The sequence below is a fragment of the Cytobacillus solani genome (assembly GCF_001420595.1).
Taxonomy (GTDB): domain Bacteria; phylum Bacillota; class Bacilli; order Bacillales; family Cytobacillaceae; genus Cytobacillus; species Cytobacillus solani.
This window is the reverse complement of the sequence record NZ_LJIX01000006.1, coordinates 4164063-4179426: the sequence shown is the minus strand read 5'-3', so window position 1 is coordinate 4179426 and position 15364 is coordinate 4164063. Positions and strand designations below refer to the sequence as shown.

General features: G+C 38.4%; 17 protein-coding genes and 2 riboswitches. All 17 genes read left to right on the top strand.

Features of this window, described 5'->3' with window-relative positions; all coding sequences use genetic code 11:
- Positions 1 to 2 precede the first annotated feature (2 nt).
- The gene (locus AN957_RS22800; protein ID WP_053477756.1) at positions 3 to 1787 is read left to right on the top strand and encodes an acyl-CoA dehydrogenase family protein; all 1785 of its coding nucleotides are present in this window, start codon (positions 3 to 5) and stop codon (positions 1785 to 1787) included.
- A 338-nt stretch (positions 1788 to 2125) separates the two neighbouring features.
- Positions 2126 to 2485 (top strand): arsenate reductase family protein, encoded by a 360-nt coding sequence (locus AN957_RS22795; protein ID WP_053477757.1) that lies wholly within the window; start codon positions 2126 to 2128, stop codon positions 2483 to 2485.
- 69 nt (positions 2486 to 2554) lie between these two features.
- A complete protein-coding gene (gene gcvH, locus AN957_RS22790; protein ID WP_053477758.1) occupies positions 2555 to 2938 on the top strand; it encodes a glycine cleavage system protein GcvH in 384 nt (127 codons plus the stop codon).
- A gap of 104 nt (positions 2939 to 3042) precedes the next feature.
- Positions 3043 to 3282, top strand: a complete 240-nt coding sequence (locus AN957_RS22785; RefSeq protein WP_245637805.1) for a YusG family protein — start codon at positions 3043 to 3045, stop codon at positions 3280 to 3282.
- Between the two features lie 234 nt (positions 3283 to 3516).
- The gene (locus tag AN957_RS22780; RefSeq protein ID WP_075209220.1) at positions 3517 to 3873 is read left to right on the top strand and encodes a toprim domain-containing protein; all 357 of its coding nucleotides are present in this window, start codon (positions 3517 to 3519) and stop codon (positions 3871 to 3873) included.
- A 6-nt stretch (positions 3874 to 3879) separates the two neighbouring features.
- Positions 3880 to 4188, top strand: coding sequence for a thioredoxin family protein (locus tag AN957_RS22775; RefSeq protein WP_056686153.1), 309 nt, complete (start codon positions 3880 to 3882; stop codon positions 4186 to 4188).
- Between the two features lie 129 nt (positions 4189 to 4317).
- Complete coding sequence (locus AN957_RS22770; protein WP_053477848.1) at positions 4318 to 5589, top strand: MFS transporter; 1272 nt, start codon at positions 4318 to 4320, stop codon at positions 5587 to 5589.
- A 150-nt stretch (positions 5590 to 5739) separates the two neighbouring features.
- Positions 5740 to 6078, top strand: coding sequence for a hypothetical protein (locus AN957_RS22765; RefSeq protein WP_053477762.1), 339 nt, complete (start codon positions 5740 to 5742; stop codon positions 6076 to 6078).
- Between the two features lie 88 nt (positions 6079 to 6166).
- A riboswitch (SAM riboswitch) is annotated at positions 6167 to 6269 on the top strand.
- Between the two features lie 151 nt (positions 6270 to 6420).
- Positions 6421 to 7737: an O-acetylhomoserine aminocarboxypropyltransferase/cysteine synthase family protein gene (locus AN957_RS22760; protein WP_056686150.1), complete on the top strand. Its 1317-nt coding sequence runs from the start codon at positions 6421 to 6423 to the stop codon at positions 7735 to 7737.
- 165 nt (positions 7738 to 7902) lie between these two features.
- Positions 7903 to 8010: riboswitch (SAM riboswitch) on the top strand.
- Positions 8011 to 8160: 150 nt separating this feature from the next.
- Positions 8161 to 9186, top strand: a complete 1026-nt coding sequence (locus tag AN957_RS22755; protein ID WP_053477849.1) for a methionine ABC transporter ATP-binding protein — start codon at positions 8161 to 8163, stop codon at positions 9184 to 9186.
- Complete coding sequence (locus tag AN957_RS22750; protein WP_056686148.1) at positions 9179 to 9844, top strand: methionine ABC transporter permease; 666 nt, start codon at positions 9179 to 9181, stop codon at positions 9842 to 9844. The genes AN957_RS22755 and AN957_RS22750 overlap by 8 nt, the downstream gene beginning before the upstream one ends.
- Positions 9845 to 9860: 16 nt before the next feature.
- The gene (locus tag AN957_RS22745) at positions 9861 to 10700 is read left to right on the top strand and encodes a MetQ/NlpA family ABC transporter substrate-binding protein (protein WP_053477765.1); all 840 of its coding nucleotides are present in this window, start codon (positions 9861 to 9863) and stop codon (positions 10698 to 10700) included.
- A gap of 230 nt (positions 10701 to 10930) precedes the next feature.
- Positions 10931 to 11125 (top strand): YuzK family famiily protein, encoded by a 195-nt coding sequence (locus tag AN957_RS22740; RefSeq protein ID WP_053477766.1) that lies wholly within the window; start codon positions 10931 to 10933, stop codon positions 11123 to 11125.
- Positions 11126 to 11585: 460 nt separating this feature from the next.
- Positions 11586 to 12371 (top strand): Fe-S cluster assembly ATPase SufC, encoded by a 786-nt coding sequence (gene sufC, locus AN957_RS22730; protein WP_053477768.1) that lies wholly within the window; start codon positions 11586 to 11588, stop codon positions 12369 to 12371.
- 18 nt (positions 12372 to 12389) lie between these two features.
- Entirely contained in the window at positions 12390 to 13700 is a 1311-nt protein-coding gene (sufD, locus tag AN957_RS22725) for a Fe-S cluster assembly protein SufD (RefSeq protein ID WP_056686145.1), read from the top strand.
- A complete protein-coding gene (locus AN957_RS22720) occupies positions 13700 to 14929 on the top strand; it encodes a cysteine desulfurase (RefSeq protein ID WP_053477770.1) in 1230 nt (409 codons plus the stop codon). The genes sufD and AN957_RS22720 overlap by 1 nt, the downstream gene beginning before the upstream one ends.
- On the top strand, positions 14919 to 15350 hold the full coding sequence (gene sufU / locus AN957_RS22715; RefSeq protein WP_053477771.1) for a Fe-S cluster assembly sulfur transfer protein SufU: 432 nt from the start codon (positions 14919 to 14921) through the stop codon (positions 15348 to 15350). The genes AN957_RS22720 and sufU overlap by 11 nt, the downstream gene beginning before the upstream one ends.
- The last annotated feature ends 14 nt before the right edge of the window (positions 15351 to 15364 follow it).

Below are 15364 nucleotides of genomic sequence, written 5' to 3'. Positions count from 1 at the left end.
AAATGACTAACAATACAGATAATATTATTAAAGGCGGAAGCTTTTTAATTGAAGATGTAACGTATGAGCAAGTGTTTACTCCAGAGGATTATACTGATGAACATAAAATGATTGCGAAAACAACAGAAGACTATGTTGTAAACGAAGTTTTGCCGCAAGTTCCATATTTAGAAAAGCATGAATTTGAACGTTCGGTAAAATTATTGCAGCAGGCTGGGGAACTTGGACTATTAGGTGTGGATGTCCCAGAAGAATATGGCGGTCTTGGCTTAGATAAAGTGAGTTCAGCATTAATCGCTGAAAAAATGTCTATTGCTGGCGGATTCTCGATTACACATGGCGCACATGTTGGTATCGGCTCTTTACCAATTGTCCTTTTCGGAAATGAAGAACAAAAGCAAAAATATCTTCCTGCTTTAGCGACAGGTGAAAAAATTGCTGCTTATGCATTAACTGAGCCTAGCTCTGGATCCGATGCGTTAGGGGCAAAAACAGTAGCAAAATTAAATGCAGCTGGAACGCATTATGTATTAAATGGCGAAAAGCAATGGATTACAAACGCAGGCTTTGCTGATGTATTCGTTGTTTATGCAAAAATTGATGGTGATAAATTCTCTGCTTTCATTGTTGAAAAGGAATTCCCTGGCGTTTCAACTGGTGCTGAAGAGGAGAAAATGGGAATCAAGAGTTCATCCACTCGAACATTAATTCTTCAAGATGCAGAAGTTCCGGTTGAGAACTTGCTTGGGGAAATCGGCCGCGGACATATCATTGCTTTTAACATTTTAAATATTGGCCGTTACAAATTAGGAGTTGGTGCACTTGGTGCTTCAAAACGTGCATTGGAAATTACCATTCCATATACAAATCAGCGTCAACAATTTAAAACACCAATCTCTTCTTTTAACTTAACAAAAGAGAAGCTATCTACAATGGCTTCAAAAACATATGCAGCAGAAAGTGCCATCTATCGTACAGTTGGTTTGTTCGAGGATCGTATGAGTAAGCTTTCTGATGAAGAAGCAAAAACGGGTAAAGCAGTAGCCCAATCAATTGCTGAATATGCGATTGAATGTTCTTTAGGTAAATTCTTTAATACGGAAGTCCTTGATTATGTTGTTGACGAAGGTGTTCAATTGCATGGCGGCTACGGCTTCATGGAAGAATATGAAATCGCACGTGCTTACCGTGATTCCCGTATTAACCGTATTTTCGAAGGAACAAATGAAATTAACCGCTTATTAGTACCTGGCACATTCATGCGTAAAGCATTTAAAGGTGAGCTTCCATTATTCGAAAAAGCAATGGCGCTGCAGGAAGAGCTTATGATGATGATGCCAGAAGAGCCTGGTGATGCTCCATTAGCTCAAGAAAAATATTTAGTGAGGAATGCGAAGAAAATTGGCTTGCTTGCTGCAGGCTTAGCTGCTCAAAAATACGGCAAAGCATTAGACCAAGAGCAAGAGGTATTAGTGAATATTGCCGACATCGTTTCTAATGCATATGCAATGGAATCAGCTGTTCTTCGTACGGAAAAAGCAATTGAAAAAGAAGGGGTGGAAAAGAGCAAACAAAAGCTTCTTTATACACAAATCTTCTGTCAAGAAGCATTCAACAAAATTGAACAAGATGCGAAGGAAACACTTGTTGCTGTTGAATCTGGCGATACACTGCGTATGATGCTTTCATCTTTACGTAAATTTACTCGCCATACACCAATTAACGTAATTGCGAAGAAGCGTGAAGCATCAGAAAAACTAATTGATGCAGAGAAATTTGTTCTATAATTATTTTATAAAAATGCGGCTCCCTTCATTAATGGAGGGAGCTTTTGAATGCGGTATTAATAAAATGCTAGATAAAATTGATTAGCAGCTAGATAAATACAAAAGAATGCCCGATAAAATGGAATAGATGCTAGATAAACTCAAAAAGTTACTCGATAGAATTAACATCCTGCATTTTTTCCTAAAAATCTTCGTGTAAATAGAAGGATAAAAGAGAATTTTGTCGAATTATCATCTGGAGTCATCCGTTATGAAATATACTATAATTATGATAGTATTTATTTAAAGACAGTTCCTTTATTTTTAAAATGGGACATGATAATCTAGGTGGTGGGACAGTGAGTCTAACTTTTTATTGGTACCCGAAATGCGGGACATGCCGAAAAGCTAAGAAATGGCTCGATGACCATAATTTAGCTTATGAAGCAATACATATTGCAGATAATCCGCCTTCTGCTGACTCCTTAAGAAACTTGTATGAAAAAAGCGGCTTAGAAATTAAGAAGTTCTTTAATACAAGCGGTCAGAAGTACCGTGAGCTCGGCTTAAAAGATCAAGTTAAATCATCAACAGATGATGAGCTGCTTAATCTTTTGGCATCCGACGGAATGCTTATTAAACGTCCGATTTTAACGGATGGGAATAAAGTGACGGTTGGCTTTAAGGAAGAGGATTATGAAAAAACATGGCTTGCGTAAGATTGCCATGATGGAAAAGAGATCGATACTACGATCATAGTTTGAAATAAAAAAATGGAGGGATTTGGAATGAACACACCAAAGGAATTACGTTATTCAGAAGAGCATGAGTGGGTAAAAACAGAAGGTGAGCAGGTTCGTATTGGGATTACTGACTTTGCTCAATCTGAGCTTGGAGACATCGTTTTCGTTGAGCTTCCAGAGGTAGGAGACATCGTTTCTGCAGACGAGCCATTTGGAAGTGTAGAATCAGTTAAAACGGTATCTGAGCTTTATGCACCAATCAGCGGAAAAGTTGTTGCTATTAACGAGGATTTAAGCGACAGCCCTGAATTTGTTAATGAATCTCCATACGAGAAAGCATGGATGATTGTAGTTGAACCATCTGATGCAGGTGAAATTGATAACTTAATGACTGCAGAACAATACGAAGAAATGGTTAAAGAAGACTAATAAAATGGGAGGTGCTGCATATGCGGTACCTCCCTTTATTTGGTTTTTTTATTTCTTTAGAAAGGGAAACACTATAACCAATAGAACGAGAGAGGATGGTTATTGTGGTATTAAAGAATAATAAAATTGATATTACAGATCGTGTGGTTGGAAAGTTGAAGGATGGAGAAATTGAACTATATTTAGAAAATGAAAGAATAGGGAGTATTCGTCTGCCTCAAGAGCCTGCCATTCAGATGGACCATCATTTTGAAACAGATAGGCAAAAGATTTACCAGCATGTAACAACGACAGAAAGTCCGCAAGCACGTTATACAGATTGCGACGAGGGTGGCTGGTGTTAGTATGAACAGCGGGAACGTTTCCGCTGTTTATTTATTTTATTTAGCTGAGATGAATGGATATAATGGATGAATAAGAGTAAGCCTATTTACTATAGTATTTTTACTTAGCAGGAGTTGAACACCATTATCTCGAATATTGAATATGGTATGATAAAGTTACACATATCAATTGGATTTTGCTTTCTAACATATTAGGCTTATCCCAAAACTCCAACTCAGGTTCAGGTGATGAATATGAATGAAACATTTCCAGAGAAGGTTATTATTGTAGAGGGTACTTCGGATAAAAGAAAGGTGAAAGCAATCGTAAGTGAGCCTGTCGAGATTATTTGTACAAATGGAACCATCAGCCTGACTAAGCTTGATGAGTTAATTGAAATGCTGCTTGATAAGGATGTATTTATTTTGGTTGATGCAGATGATGCAGGTGAAAAGCTTCGGAAACAATTTAAAAGAGAATTTCCGGAAGCTGAGCATCTGTATATTGACCGGATGTATCGGGAAGTAGCAACCGCACCTGAGCACCATTTAGCAACTGTGTTATTGGGTGCCAATATTGATGTAAATATGGAGTTTTTAGATAGAGGATGATTTGTTTTGCAGGAATGGTCACGGAAAATGATAAGTGAGGCATTAGCAGGAGATCAGGTAAGCTTGATTTACTTATACACTCCATTATGTGGAACCTGCCAGGTGGCAGGGAAAATGATGACGGTAATAAAGGAGCTTTTGCCAAATCTCCCAATTGGAAAAACGGATTTAAATTATATGCCAGATGTAGCCGAAAAGTGGGAGATCGAAAGCGTTCCATGCTTGCTTATTTTTAAAAAAGGAATGCTTGAAGAAAAAGTGTATGCTTTTCAGTCGGTTCCATATTTATTAAACAAAATAAAGAGCTTGATCTAAAAGAGTTAGGTGGCAAACACCTAACTCTTTTTTTTATTTTCGAAATTCTCGAACTAATATATTTACAAAACCTTCCTTGAGGGATTATTATATTTAGGGATGCGAAATATTGGTGGAGCAGGTGTGAAAATGGCGTTTTATCAAGAATGGGCCAGCCAAATTAAAGGGTATAATCGCAATATTCGGCTAGCGTTTATGGCAAATATCTTTACGCAAATCGGCTTTGGCATCTTTATGGTTATTTATAATTTCTATATCAGGGAATTAGGCTATAATGAGCAAATTAACGGGCAAGTGATATCGATGACCGCGCTTGCGACAGCTATCGCACTCGTACCGGCAGGTGTCTTCAGTGATCGAATTGGAAGAAGAAAAGCGATGCTATATGGGGCTGCAGCAACCGGACTTGTCTTACTATCTAGAAGTGTAATCGAAGCTCAATCCTTATTAGTACTAGCTGCTTTTGCAACTGGCTTGGCGACTGCTTTCTTTCAGGTTTCGGGGATTCCTTGGCTAGCAGAAAATTCAAAGCCTGAACAAAGGGTTCATTTATTTAGTATTCATTTTGCTGTCATGACAGGGGCAAATGTCATTGGAAACTTAGGCGGCGGCATATTAACTGATTTATTTTCCATAATGACAACAGAATTAAATAGTATTCGTTTTACCCTGCTGATTGGAAGCATTATCTTCCTAATAGGCATTATTCCAGTTACAAAATTTAATGAACAACGTGATCCGAGAAAGAACAGAAGGGACAAGAAAACCGTTTCAGTAAAACCCATTTTTAATAAAAATGAGCATGTGAAAATTATCTTTCTATTTGCATTCGCGCAGCTGTTAATTGGTGTCGGTGCCGGATTAGTCATTCCATATTTAAATTTATATTTTGCTGATCGTTTTTCAGCTTCTAATTCAGCAATCGGCTTGATCATTTCAATGGGCCAAGCGGCAACGGCAATTGCAATGATTATTGGACCAATGGTTGTTAGGAAGTTTGGTGAAGTGAAGGCGGTTGTTATCCTTCAACTATCCTCCTTGCCGTTTCTGCTAATGACAGCATATACGGAAAGTCTTTGGCTGGCAGCAATCGGCTTTTTATTCCGGCAAGCCCTTATGAATGCTGGAAATCCAATTCAAATGTCACTAATGATGTCGAAGGTTGGAGATTCGATGAAGGGGTTGGCAAATTCGGTTAACCAGATGGTTTTTAATTTAGGATGGGCCATCATGGGACCTGTATCCACGGGGATTGTCATAAAATACGGTGCATACTGGGGGTATGCAGTCGTATTTACTATTACTGCCTCTTTATACTTGGTAGGATCTGTGTACTTCTTTATCGTCTTTCGAAACTATAATAAGACAAACTCAGCTGTTAAAGTGGCAAAAACGGTCTGAAAAATAAATTAAATGACATATTTCTCAGGAAATGTTCCATAGTTAATGTCGAACGAATCATGCAGGAATCTTTAGTGAATGGAAGAAATAGTATTGTAAGACAAATGGATGAAAAGCCTGCTGTCTATCCGTTTAACCTGGGGTGAGGGCATGAAGGAAGTGACTGCTGCATTTATTCATGAGGTAAAAACAAAAGGGCATTTAGCTGTGTTTTTAAAGGGTGTTACGTTCACTTTATGTATTCGGACAAAGGATAAAATCCTATGTATTCGATTTCAGAATGGGGATGTGAAAATTTGCACTCCTGAACCTACTGATACTTATGATGTACTTATTACTGGCACGGAGGAGAGGATTTGCTCGATCTTAATGGGAAATGAAAAATTAAGAAGTGCAATACGAGCGAAAAATATACTTGTAGATTCTACTTTCAGAAGACTCCTCTTTCTAGAATCATTATTTCTTCTTTCAAAGCAGCGTGTAAGTTAAGTTATAAATAAATTCAAAATTCCACTTGACCTTTAAATTATCAATATGTTATTATTGGAATTAATTAACTGACTGAAAAAACTGAATATTCTTATCAAGAGAGGCGGAGGGACTGGCCCGACGAAGCCCGGCAACCGGTAATTTACACGGTGCTAATTCCAGCAGAGCATGATTGCTCTGGAAGATAAGAAGAGATGATATCAACCCTCTTCTTGTGAAGAGGGTTTTTTTCAGCTCTTCTTTTAAATGGGGTTGTTGTCTTTTAAGTCAGTGATTCTATTGTGATTGCATATCAGAGGATAATGCCTGACCTTCATGCACATAAAAAAGGAGAGATGAAAAATGAGTGGAAAACAAAGAAACTATCGTTTGGAAACAATTGGTGTACATGGCGGGTTACAGCCTGATCCTGTAACAGGTGCAAGGGCTGTACCAATCTATCAAAACAATGCTTACCAATTTAAAAATACTGAGCATGCAGCAAATCTTTTTGGGTTAAAGGAATCCGGATATATTTATACGAGGATTCATAATCCAACAGTAACCGTATTTGAAGAGAGAGTTGCTTTGTTAGAAGGCGGTGTAGGTGCACTAGCCGTTTCAAGTGGGATGGCGGCAATTACGTTAGCAATTCTTAACCTTGCTCAGGCAGGCGATGAGATTGTTGCAGCATCTAACCTGTATGGAGGAACCTACAATCTCTTTGCTGTAACTCTTCCAAAATACGGAATACATGTAAAGCTAGTCGATCCAGAAAATCCAGAAAACTTCAGAGAAGCGATAACAGAAAAAACGAAAGCGGTTTTCGCAGAAACGATCGGCAACCCAAGTCTAAAAGTGCTTGATATTGAAAAAGTAGCTGAGATTGCTCATGAGAATGGGATTCCTCTTCTAATTGACAATACATTTGCCACTCCATATCTTTGCAGACCAATTGAACATGGAGCAGATATTGTCATTCACTCCGCTACAAAATGGCTGTTAGGTAATGGGACGACATTGGGAGGAATTATTGTAGATGGCGGTAAATTCGATTGGAATTCACCAAAATTCCCTGGATTTACAGAACCGGATTCCAGTTATCATGATCTTGTTTATAGCGAGGCACTTGGACCGGTTGCGTACATTACAAAAGCTAGGGTTCAGCTGCTGAGGGATTTAGGACCTGCATTGAGTCCGCAGAATGCATTCCAATTTACACTTGGATTAGAAACGCTGCATGTGCGAATGAAAGAGCATATAGCAAATACGAAAAGAATCATAGAATATTTAGAGGCACATCCTGCTATTAATTGGATTCTATATCCTGGAAGTGAAAATCACCCTGATAAACCGTTAGCAGATAAGTATCTGCCTAAAGGTGCTGGCTCTGTTGTGGTCTTTGGTATATCCGGAGGAAGAAAAGCTGGAGCGAGTTTAATAAATAATTTGGAGCTATGGGCTCATGTAGCAAATGTAGGAGATGCTAAGAGTTTGATCATTCATCCAGCCAGCACGACACATCAGCAATTAGATGAACAAGGGTTAAAAGCTGCAGGTGTACCAGAGGATTTAATTCGTATTTCGGTTGGAATTGAAAATGCAGAGGATTTAATTGATGACTTAGAGCAAGCCATTGAGTCTGCAACAGGGATTACATCGTTAACTTCTAAGGCATAAGCTTTGACATATCTTAGTTTTTTGAAAGTTGGATAAAAATACTATCTTTTAAAAATACTAAATTATAATTTAAATCGTTGACACCCTCAATAAATCCGTGATACGATAATTTTCGTAAATGTAATCACTACTAATTTAAAGTGTTAATTGAATATAGATGTTACGCTCTTATCAAGAGAGGTGGAGGGAAGTGCCCTTTGAAGCCCGGCAACCGTCATGAAAATGAAATGGTGCCAATTCACACAAAGCAAAGCTTGCTTTGGGAGATGAGAGAAAGGACAATAATTATTTTATGCCTTTCTGCTCATTGTCAGAAAGGCATTTTTCTTTTCCAAAAGAAAAATACTAGAATGAGCGCATATATATTAAGGCTTTTAAAAGTGATAAGCAAAATTGGATTTAAAGAGGGTGTGCAGCATGACGATGATTTCAATCAAAAAGGTACAAAAAATATACCCTTCCCAAAAAGGTCAGGTAAAAGCTGTAGATAATGTTAATCTTGAGATTAACGAGGGAGAGATCTTCGGTGTCATTGGCTATAGCGGAGCAGGAAAAAGCACGTTAATCCGAATGTTAAATGGTCTTGAACTGCCGACCGAGGGAACAGTGGTTGTCGCAAATAATGAAGTATCTAAAATTAAGGGTAGCAAGCTAAGAAAGGCACGGCAAGAAATCAGCATGATCTTTCAGCATTTCAATCTGCTATGGTCAAGGACAGTCAGACAGAACATTTCGTTTCCGCTTGAAATCGCAGGTGTGTCAAAGAGGGAAAGAGCGAAACGTGTCGACGAATTAATTAAGCTTGTTGGTCTCGAAGGAAGAGAGGATGCGTATCCCTCACAATTAAGCGGAGGACAAAAACAAAGAGTCGGAATTGCAAGAGCACTTGCGAATAATCCGAAAGTACTTTTATGCGATGAAGCTACCTCCGCGCTAGACCCGCAAACAACAGATGCCATACTTGATTTACTCGTAGATATTAATAGGCGTCTTGGGTTAACGATAGTCCTAATTACACACGAAATGCATGTTATCCGTAAAATCTGTCATAGAGTTGCGGTAATGGAAGACGGAAAAGTAGTTGAAATGGGGCCGGTACTGGATGTGTTTAAAAACCCGCAAGAAGAAATTACAAAGCGTTTTGTTCAACAGGTGACGGAACCGGAGGAAACAAAAGAAACTACTCGGCATTTACATGAAAAATATCCTGAAGGGAAGGTTGTACAGCTGTCATTTGTAGGTGAAACAGCTGATCAGCCGCTAATCACTGAGTTAATCAGAAAACATGAAATAACCGTTAATATATTACAAGGGAAGATTTCGTATACTCAAAATGGATCTTATGGAACACTATTTATTCATCTTGATGGACCCAAAGGCGAAGTAGAGAAAGCAATCGCATTTATTAACACACATCAAGTAGGTGTAGAGGTGATTGCAAATGGATAACTTTCTCGAATTAATTAAATGGGAAAAATTAATTTTAGCAATGAAAGAAACCATTTATATGACATCTATCTCAGTCATTGCTACTTTTCTTATCGGTTTATTGCTTGGGCTGCTGTTGTTTTTAACTGCTAAAGGGAATATGTGGGAGAATAAATTGGTTAACTCCATTATTTCAGTTATTGTGAATGTTTTCCGCTCCATTCCCTTTATCATATTGATTGTCTTGCTTATTCCTTTTACAAAAATTCTTGTTGGTACGATGCTTGGGGCAAATGCAGCATTGCCTGCTCTTATCATCGGGGCAGCCCCTTTTTATGCAAGAATGGTTGAAATCGCACTTCGGGAGATAGATAGGGGAGTTATAGAAGCTTCACAATCAATGGGTGCAAATAACGGGCATGTTATCTTCAAGGTATTAATCCCAGAATCAATGCCAGCTTTAATTTCAGGTATAACCGTAACAGCCATTTCATTAGTTGGTTTTACAGCAATGGCGGGGGTAATCGGTGCAGGGGGACTCGGACACTTTGCATATCTAGAAGGTTTCCAGCGAAATAACTCTATCGTAACAGCGACTGCCACTGTTGCTATCTTAATAATAGTCTTCATCATTCAATTTATTGGCGATTATTTTACAAAAATCACAGACAAACGATAACAAAGGAGAAGAACAAATGAAAAAACTATTTGCCTTATTTATTATTGCTTTATTAACAGTATCCTTAGCTGCTTGTGGCAGTGGTGAAGAAAAAGGATCCTCTGGCGGGGAAAGTAAGGACGGAAATAAAAAGTTAGTTGTTGGGGCATCTGCTGTGCCGCATGCAGAAGTTTTAGAAGAAGCAAAGCCTTTATTAGCTGAAAAAGGCATTGACTTAGAAGTTCAAGTGTTTACAGACTATGTGCTGCCAAACGTTACATTAAAAGATAAGGAACTTGATGCGAATTATTTCCAAACACCGGGCTATTTAGCATTGCAAATGGAAGAAAATAAAGATTTCGACTTTGTAAGTGTGGGTGAAATTCATCAGGAGCCAATTGGGATTTATTCTAAGAAATATGATAGCCTAGAAGATCTTCCAGATGGAGCAAAGATTATTATGAGTGATTCATTTAGTGATCATGGCCGTATTTTACCGATTTTTGAAAAAGCAGGGGTTATCAAGTTAAAAGAAGGCGTTGGAGCAAATGCTCGTGTTGAGGATATTGTTGAGAATCCGAAAAATCTTGATTTCACTACTTTAATTGAGGCAAAATTATTGGCTTCATCTTTTGAAAGCGGTGAAGGCGACGCTGTAGCCATCAACACAAACTATGCGCTAGAAGGTGGAATCAATATTAAAGAAGATGGAATTGCTTTTGAGGGCAGTGATGTTGTTCCAGCTAACTTAGTGGTGGTTCGTTCAGAAGACAAAACTCGAGAAGAAATCAAAACATTAGTTGAAGTTCTTAAATCAAAAGAAATTCAAGACTTTATTCAAGAAAAATACCAAGGTGCTGTTATTTCAGTGCAATAAGGAATGAAGGCAAGTGCAAACAACAAGCACTTGCCTTTTCATTTGTTATTCACATGAATAATGAATGATATATGCGAAATTTGCTCGTATTGTAAGCATGATATAAATGAAAGCGTTTTAAAGGTAATAATTCAATTTTCTGCATTTAATTTCAGCTAATTTCGTCATTGTCTTACATCCAGTGGAGATGTTAAAATTTGAACGTAAATTAAATCGCACAGACGAAAGGATTGGTTTTTATTAACCAGCTACAGTTGAATTACACAAGCGATATGGAAAAGGCAATGCACGGAGCCCATGGTGTAGGGTATGAAACATACAGCAGGAAGCATGAGGTTCGAATGAAGGTCGAAAAAAGACGCCAGGAAGAACATATTAAATGTCAGCAAATGATTGCTAATTTAGAAAAGAAGGTTCATTCCTAAAGCTGCACTATATAATAATGAAGGAAAAGGGAATTCAGTATATATATATTGCTGATTCCTTTTTTTATTTGTTCAGCTTCTCGTCACCACGAAGCAAGCTGTTTCTGCTTTTCTTTTTGCATGAAAGCTCTTATGGTATTATTATACTGAATATTCATGTATTCTTAATAGGTGGACAAGTTATAAAGGATGATTCTCAATTAAATTAATTTTATTACATGAAAAAATGTACTATGGTTAGAATAAATAGGTAAATGATTAGGATTGTATTTTCGGCAAAAGATAGGAAAGACACAAGGTTTAAAGCACTTTATTATTTTTGTATAAAAATGCTGTGAATGGGCTGAAAGAGTTGCTAACAGATTTCATTTGTTATAAGATTGGAATGAGAATAAAATGAGAATAGAAGGTTGCGGCATGGCCGTAATATAAATCTTCTTTTATTGATGGAGGTATAGTAATGGCAGGTTCTAAATTAACAATTAAAGATCTTCATGTTTCTATTGAAGACAAAGAAATATTAAAAGGTGTTAATCTTGAAATTAAGGGCGGAGAAATCCATGCGATCATGGGACCGAATGGAACAGGGAAGTCAACCCTTTCATCAGCTATCATGGGCCATCCTAAATATGAAGTAACAAGCGGAAGTGTTACTTTAGATGGGGAAGATGTATTGGAAATGGAAGTTGACGAGCGTGCACGTGCTGGTCTATTTCTTGCTATGCAATACCCAAGTGAAATTACTGGTGTAACAAATGCGGATTTCTTGCGTTCAGCAATTAATAGCCGCCTTGAAGAAGGAAATGAAATTTCATTAATGAAATTTATCCGTAAGATGGATAGCAAAATGGATTTCCTTGAGATGGATCAAGATATGGCTCAACGCTATTTGAATGAAGGATTCTCAGGCGGGGAGAAGAAGCGTAATGAGATTCTTCAGCTTATGATGATCGAACCAAAGATTGCTATTCTAGATGAAATTGATTCAGGTCTTGATATTGACGCATTAAAGGTTGTTTCAAAAGGAATTAACGAAATGCGTGGAGAAGAGTTTGGCTGCTTAATTATCACTCACTATCAACGTTTATTAAACTACATTACTCCTGACCATGTACACGTAATGATGCAAGGACGCATTGTGAAGTCTGGCGGTCCTGAACTAGCACAGCGCCTAGAGTCAGAAGGATATGACTGGATTAAGAAAGAGCTCGGTATTGAAGACGAAACAGTTGGCCAAGAAGCGTAATTTGTTAGGAGGATCATTATGTCAACAGAAACAAAGTTACCGTTTGATAAGGAATATTTAAGTTCCTTTTCAAAAGAAATGGGCGAGCCGGCTTGGCTAACAGAGCTTCGTTTAAGCGCAATAGCAAATGCTGAGAATTTGCCAATGCCAAAGCCTGATAAAACTAAGATTGATAAATGGAACTTTACACAGTTCAATAAGCATATTGTTAGCAGCGAGGATTTCTCTTCATTAAATGAGCTTTCTGAAGAAGTGAAGACATTAATTGACTTAGAAGCTGCTGATCAAAACTTATATATACAACGCAATAACAGACCATCTTACTTATCCGTATCAAAAGATATTCAGTCCAAGGGAGTTATTTTTACTGATATCTTTACAGCGGCAAGAGAGCATGGAGATCTGCTTCAAAAATATTTCATGCAAGATGGTGTGAAGGTGGATGAGCATCGTTTAACTGCTCTTCACGCTGCATTAGTAAACGGTGGAATTTTCTTATATGTTCCCAAAAACGTTGAAGTAGCAGAACCCATTCAGGCTGTATTTATTCATGACAACGAAGAAGCTACTCTTTTTAATCATGTGATTGTTGTCGCTGAAGACAATAGTTCGGTTACTTATGTTGAAAACTATGTTTCTACAATGGACACTGCAAATGGCGTATTCAATATTGTGACTGAAGTACTTGCGAAAGCAAATGCAAAAGTACAATATGGAGCGGTTGATACCCTTGCGAAGGGACTTACTGGCTATGTGAATCGCCGCGGGATAGCTGATAGAGATGCTCGCATTGAATGGGCGCTTGGCTTAATGAATGACAGCAATACCATTTATGAAAACGTAACAAACTTAATTGGTGATGGATCTTATGGGGATACAAAAACAGTTGTTGTAGGCCGTGGGGAACAAACACAAAACTTCACAACAAGCATCGTACACTTTGGTAAGAATACGGAAGGGTATATTCTTAAGCACGGTGTTATGAAGGACGCTGCTACATCTATCTTTAATGGAATTGGTAAAATCGAGCACGGCGCTTCTAAGTCAAATGCTGAACAAGAATCACGTGTTCTTATGCTTAGTGAAAAAGCACGCGGAGATGCGAATCCAATTCTATTAATTGATGAGGACGATGTAACTGCAGGCCATGCTGCCTCTGTTGGACGTGTCGACCCGCTGCAGTTGTACTACTTAATGAGCCGAGGCATTCCAAAGACAGAAGCTGAGCGACTTGTTATTCATGGATTCCTTGCTCCAGTTGTAAACGCACTTCCTATTGAAGGAGTAAAAAAACAGCTTACGTCCGTTATTGAAAGGAAAGTAAAATAATGGATATTCATGATATTCGTCAACTGTTTCCAATCCTTCATCAGGAAGTCAATGGGAAGCCGCTCGTATACCTAGACAGTGCAGCAACATCCCAAAAGCCAATTCAGGTTATTGAGGCAATAGATACGTATTATCGTGAAATAAATTCGAATGTTCACCGTGGAGTCCACACACTCGGTACAAGGGCTACGGATGGATATGAGGGTGCAAGAGAAAAGGTACGCAAATTTATTAACGCTAAGTCTACAGAAGAAATTATTTTTACTAGAGGGACAACAACGGCTTTGAATACTGTTGCGGCTAGCTACGCAAGGGCAAACCTCCATGAAGGAGATGAAATCGTCATTTCTTATATGGAGCATCACAGCAATATTATCCCTTGGCAGCAAGTAGCTAAGCAAACAGGCGCCGTTTTAAAATACTTGCCTCTACAGGAGGATGGAACAATTTCTCTTGATGATGTAAGAGAAACCGTGAATTCTGACACGAAAATTGTTTCTATTATGCAAGTATCAAATGTGCTGGGTGTTGTAAATCCTATTAAGGATATCGCAAAAATTGCCCATGAAAATGGAGCGATTATGGTCGTTGATGGTGCGCAAAGCACACCGCATTTAAAAGTAGATGTCCAAGATTTAGATTGTGATTTCTTTGCTTTTTCGGGCCATAAGATGTGCGGGCCGACTGGCATTGGCGTATTATATGGTAGGAAACAGCTTCTTGAAAATATGGAGCCGATCGAATTTGGCGGAGAAATGATTGATTTTGTAGGTTTATACGAATCTACTTGGAAGGAGCTTCCTTGGAAGTTTGAGGGGGGCACACCGATCATTGCAGGTGCTATTGGCTTAGGTGCTGCGATCGATTTCTTAGAAGAAGTTGGCTTAGATCAAATTGAAGCTCATGAACATAGACTGGCTGCATACGCGATAGAAAAAATGTCTGCTGTTGAGGGATTAACAATTTTTGGACCGAAGGAAGCAGCTAAACGTGCGGGATTAGTCACGTTTAATCTTGATGATGTCCATCCTCATGATGTAGCAACTGTATTGGATGCTGAAGGAATCGCTGTTCGTGCGGGTCATCATTGTGCACAGCCGCTAATGAAATGGTTGAAGCAATCAGCCACCGCACGGGCAAGCTTCTATCTGTACAATACAGAAGAAGAGATTGATAAGCTTGTAAGTGGGCTTCTCAAAACAAAGGAGTATTTCAGCGATGTCTTCTAACAATTTAGATACTCTCTATCGGCAAGTAATTATGGACCATTATAAAAATCCCCGCAATAAAGGGGTGCTTGAAGATGACAGCTTAACGATTAATATGAATAACCCAACATGTGGGGACCGCATTCAATTAACGTTAAAGCTTGAAGGTGACAAGGTTGTGGATGCGAAATTTGAAGGAGAAGGCTGTTCGATTTCGATGTCCTCCGCCTCCATGATGACTCAAGCGATTAAAGGAAGAAATATTGAAGATGCCTTAAAGCTTTCGGAGGTTTTTTCACTGATCATGCAGGGAAAAGACTATGAAGACGATATTGATCTTGGAGATATTGAAGCATTGCAGGGCGTTGCAAAATTCCCGGCTAGAATTAAATGTGCAACGTTAGCATGGAAGGCTATGGAAAAGGGATTAAAGGAAGAATAAAGCTTTAATTAAAT

Excerpts from the sequence above, each read along its gene's own strand:
- sufC (WP_053477768.1), top strand. The coding sequence starts at position 11,586 with ATGGCAGGTTCTAAATTAACAATTAAAGATCTTCATGTTTCTATTGAA.
- sufU (WP_053477771.1), top strand. The coding sequence starts at position 14,919 with ATGTCTTCTAACAATTTAGATACTCTCTATCGGCAAGTAATTATGGAC.
- sufD (WP_056686145.1), top strand. The coding sequence starts at position 12,390 with ATGTCAACAGAAACAAAGTTACCGTTTGATAAGGAATATTTAAGTTCC.
- AN957_RS22800 (WP_053477756.1), top strand. The coding sequence starts at position 3 with ATGACTAACAATACAGATAATATTATTAAAGGCGGAAGCTTTTTAATT.
- AN957_RS22720 (WP_053477770.1), top strand. The coding sequence starts at position 13,700 with ATGGATATTCATGATATTCGTCAACTGTTTCCAATCCTTCATCAGGAA.
- AN957_RS22760 (WP_056686150.1), top strand. The coding sequence starts at position 6,421 with ATGAGTGGAAAACAAAGAAACTATCGTTTGGAAACAATTGGTGTACAT.
- gcvH (WP_053477758.1), top strand. The coding sequence starts at position 2,555 with ATGAACACACCAAAGGAATTACGTTATTCAGAAGAGCATGAGTGGGTA.
- AN957_RS22755 (WP_053477849.1), top strand. The coding sequence starts at position 8,161 with ATGATTTCAATCAAAAAGGTACAAAAAATATACCCTTCCCAAAAAGGT.
- AN957_RS22750 (WP_056686148.1), top strand. The coding sequence starts at position 9,179 with ATGGATAACTTTCTCGAATTAATTAAATGGGAAAAATTAATTTTAGCA.
- AN957_RS22770 (WP_053477848.1), top strand. The coding sequence starts at position 4,318 with ATGGCGTTTTATCAAGAATGGGCCAGCCAAATTAAAGGGTATAATCGC.
- AN957_RS22745 (WP_053477765.1), top strand. The coding sequence starts at position 9,861 with ATGAAAAAACTATTTGCCTTATTTATTATTGCTTTATTAACAGTATCC.
- AN957_RS22780 (WP_075209220.1), top strand. The coding sequence starts at position 3,517 with ATGAATGAAACATTTCCAGAGAAGGTTATTATTGTAGAGGGTACTTCG.
- AN957_RS22765 (WP_053477762.1), top strand. The coding sequence starts at position 5,740 with ATGAAGGAAGTGACTGCTGCATTTATTCATGAGGTAAAAACAAAAGGG.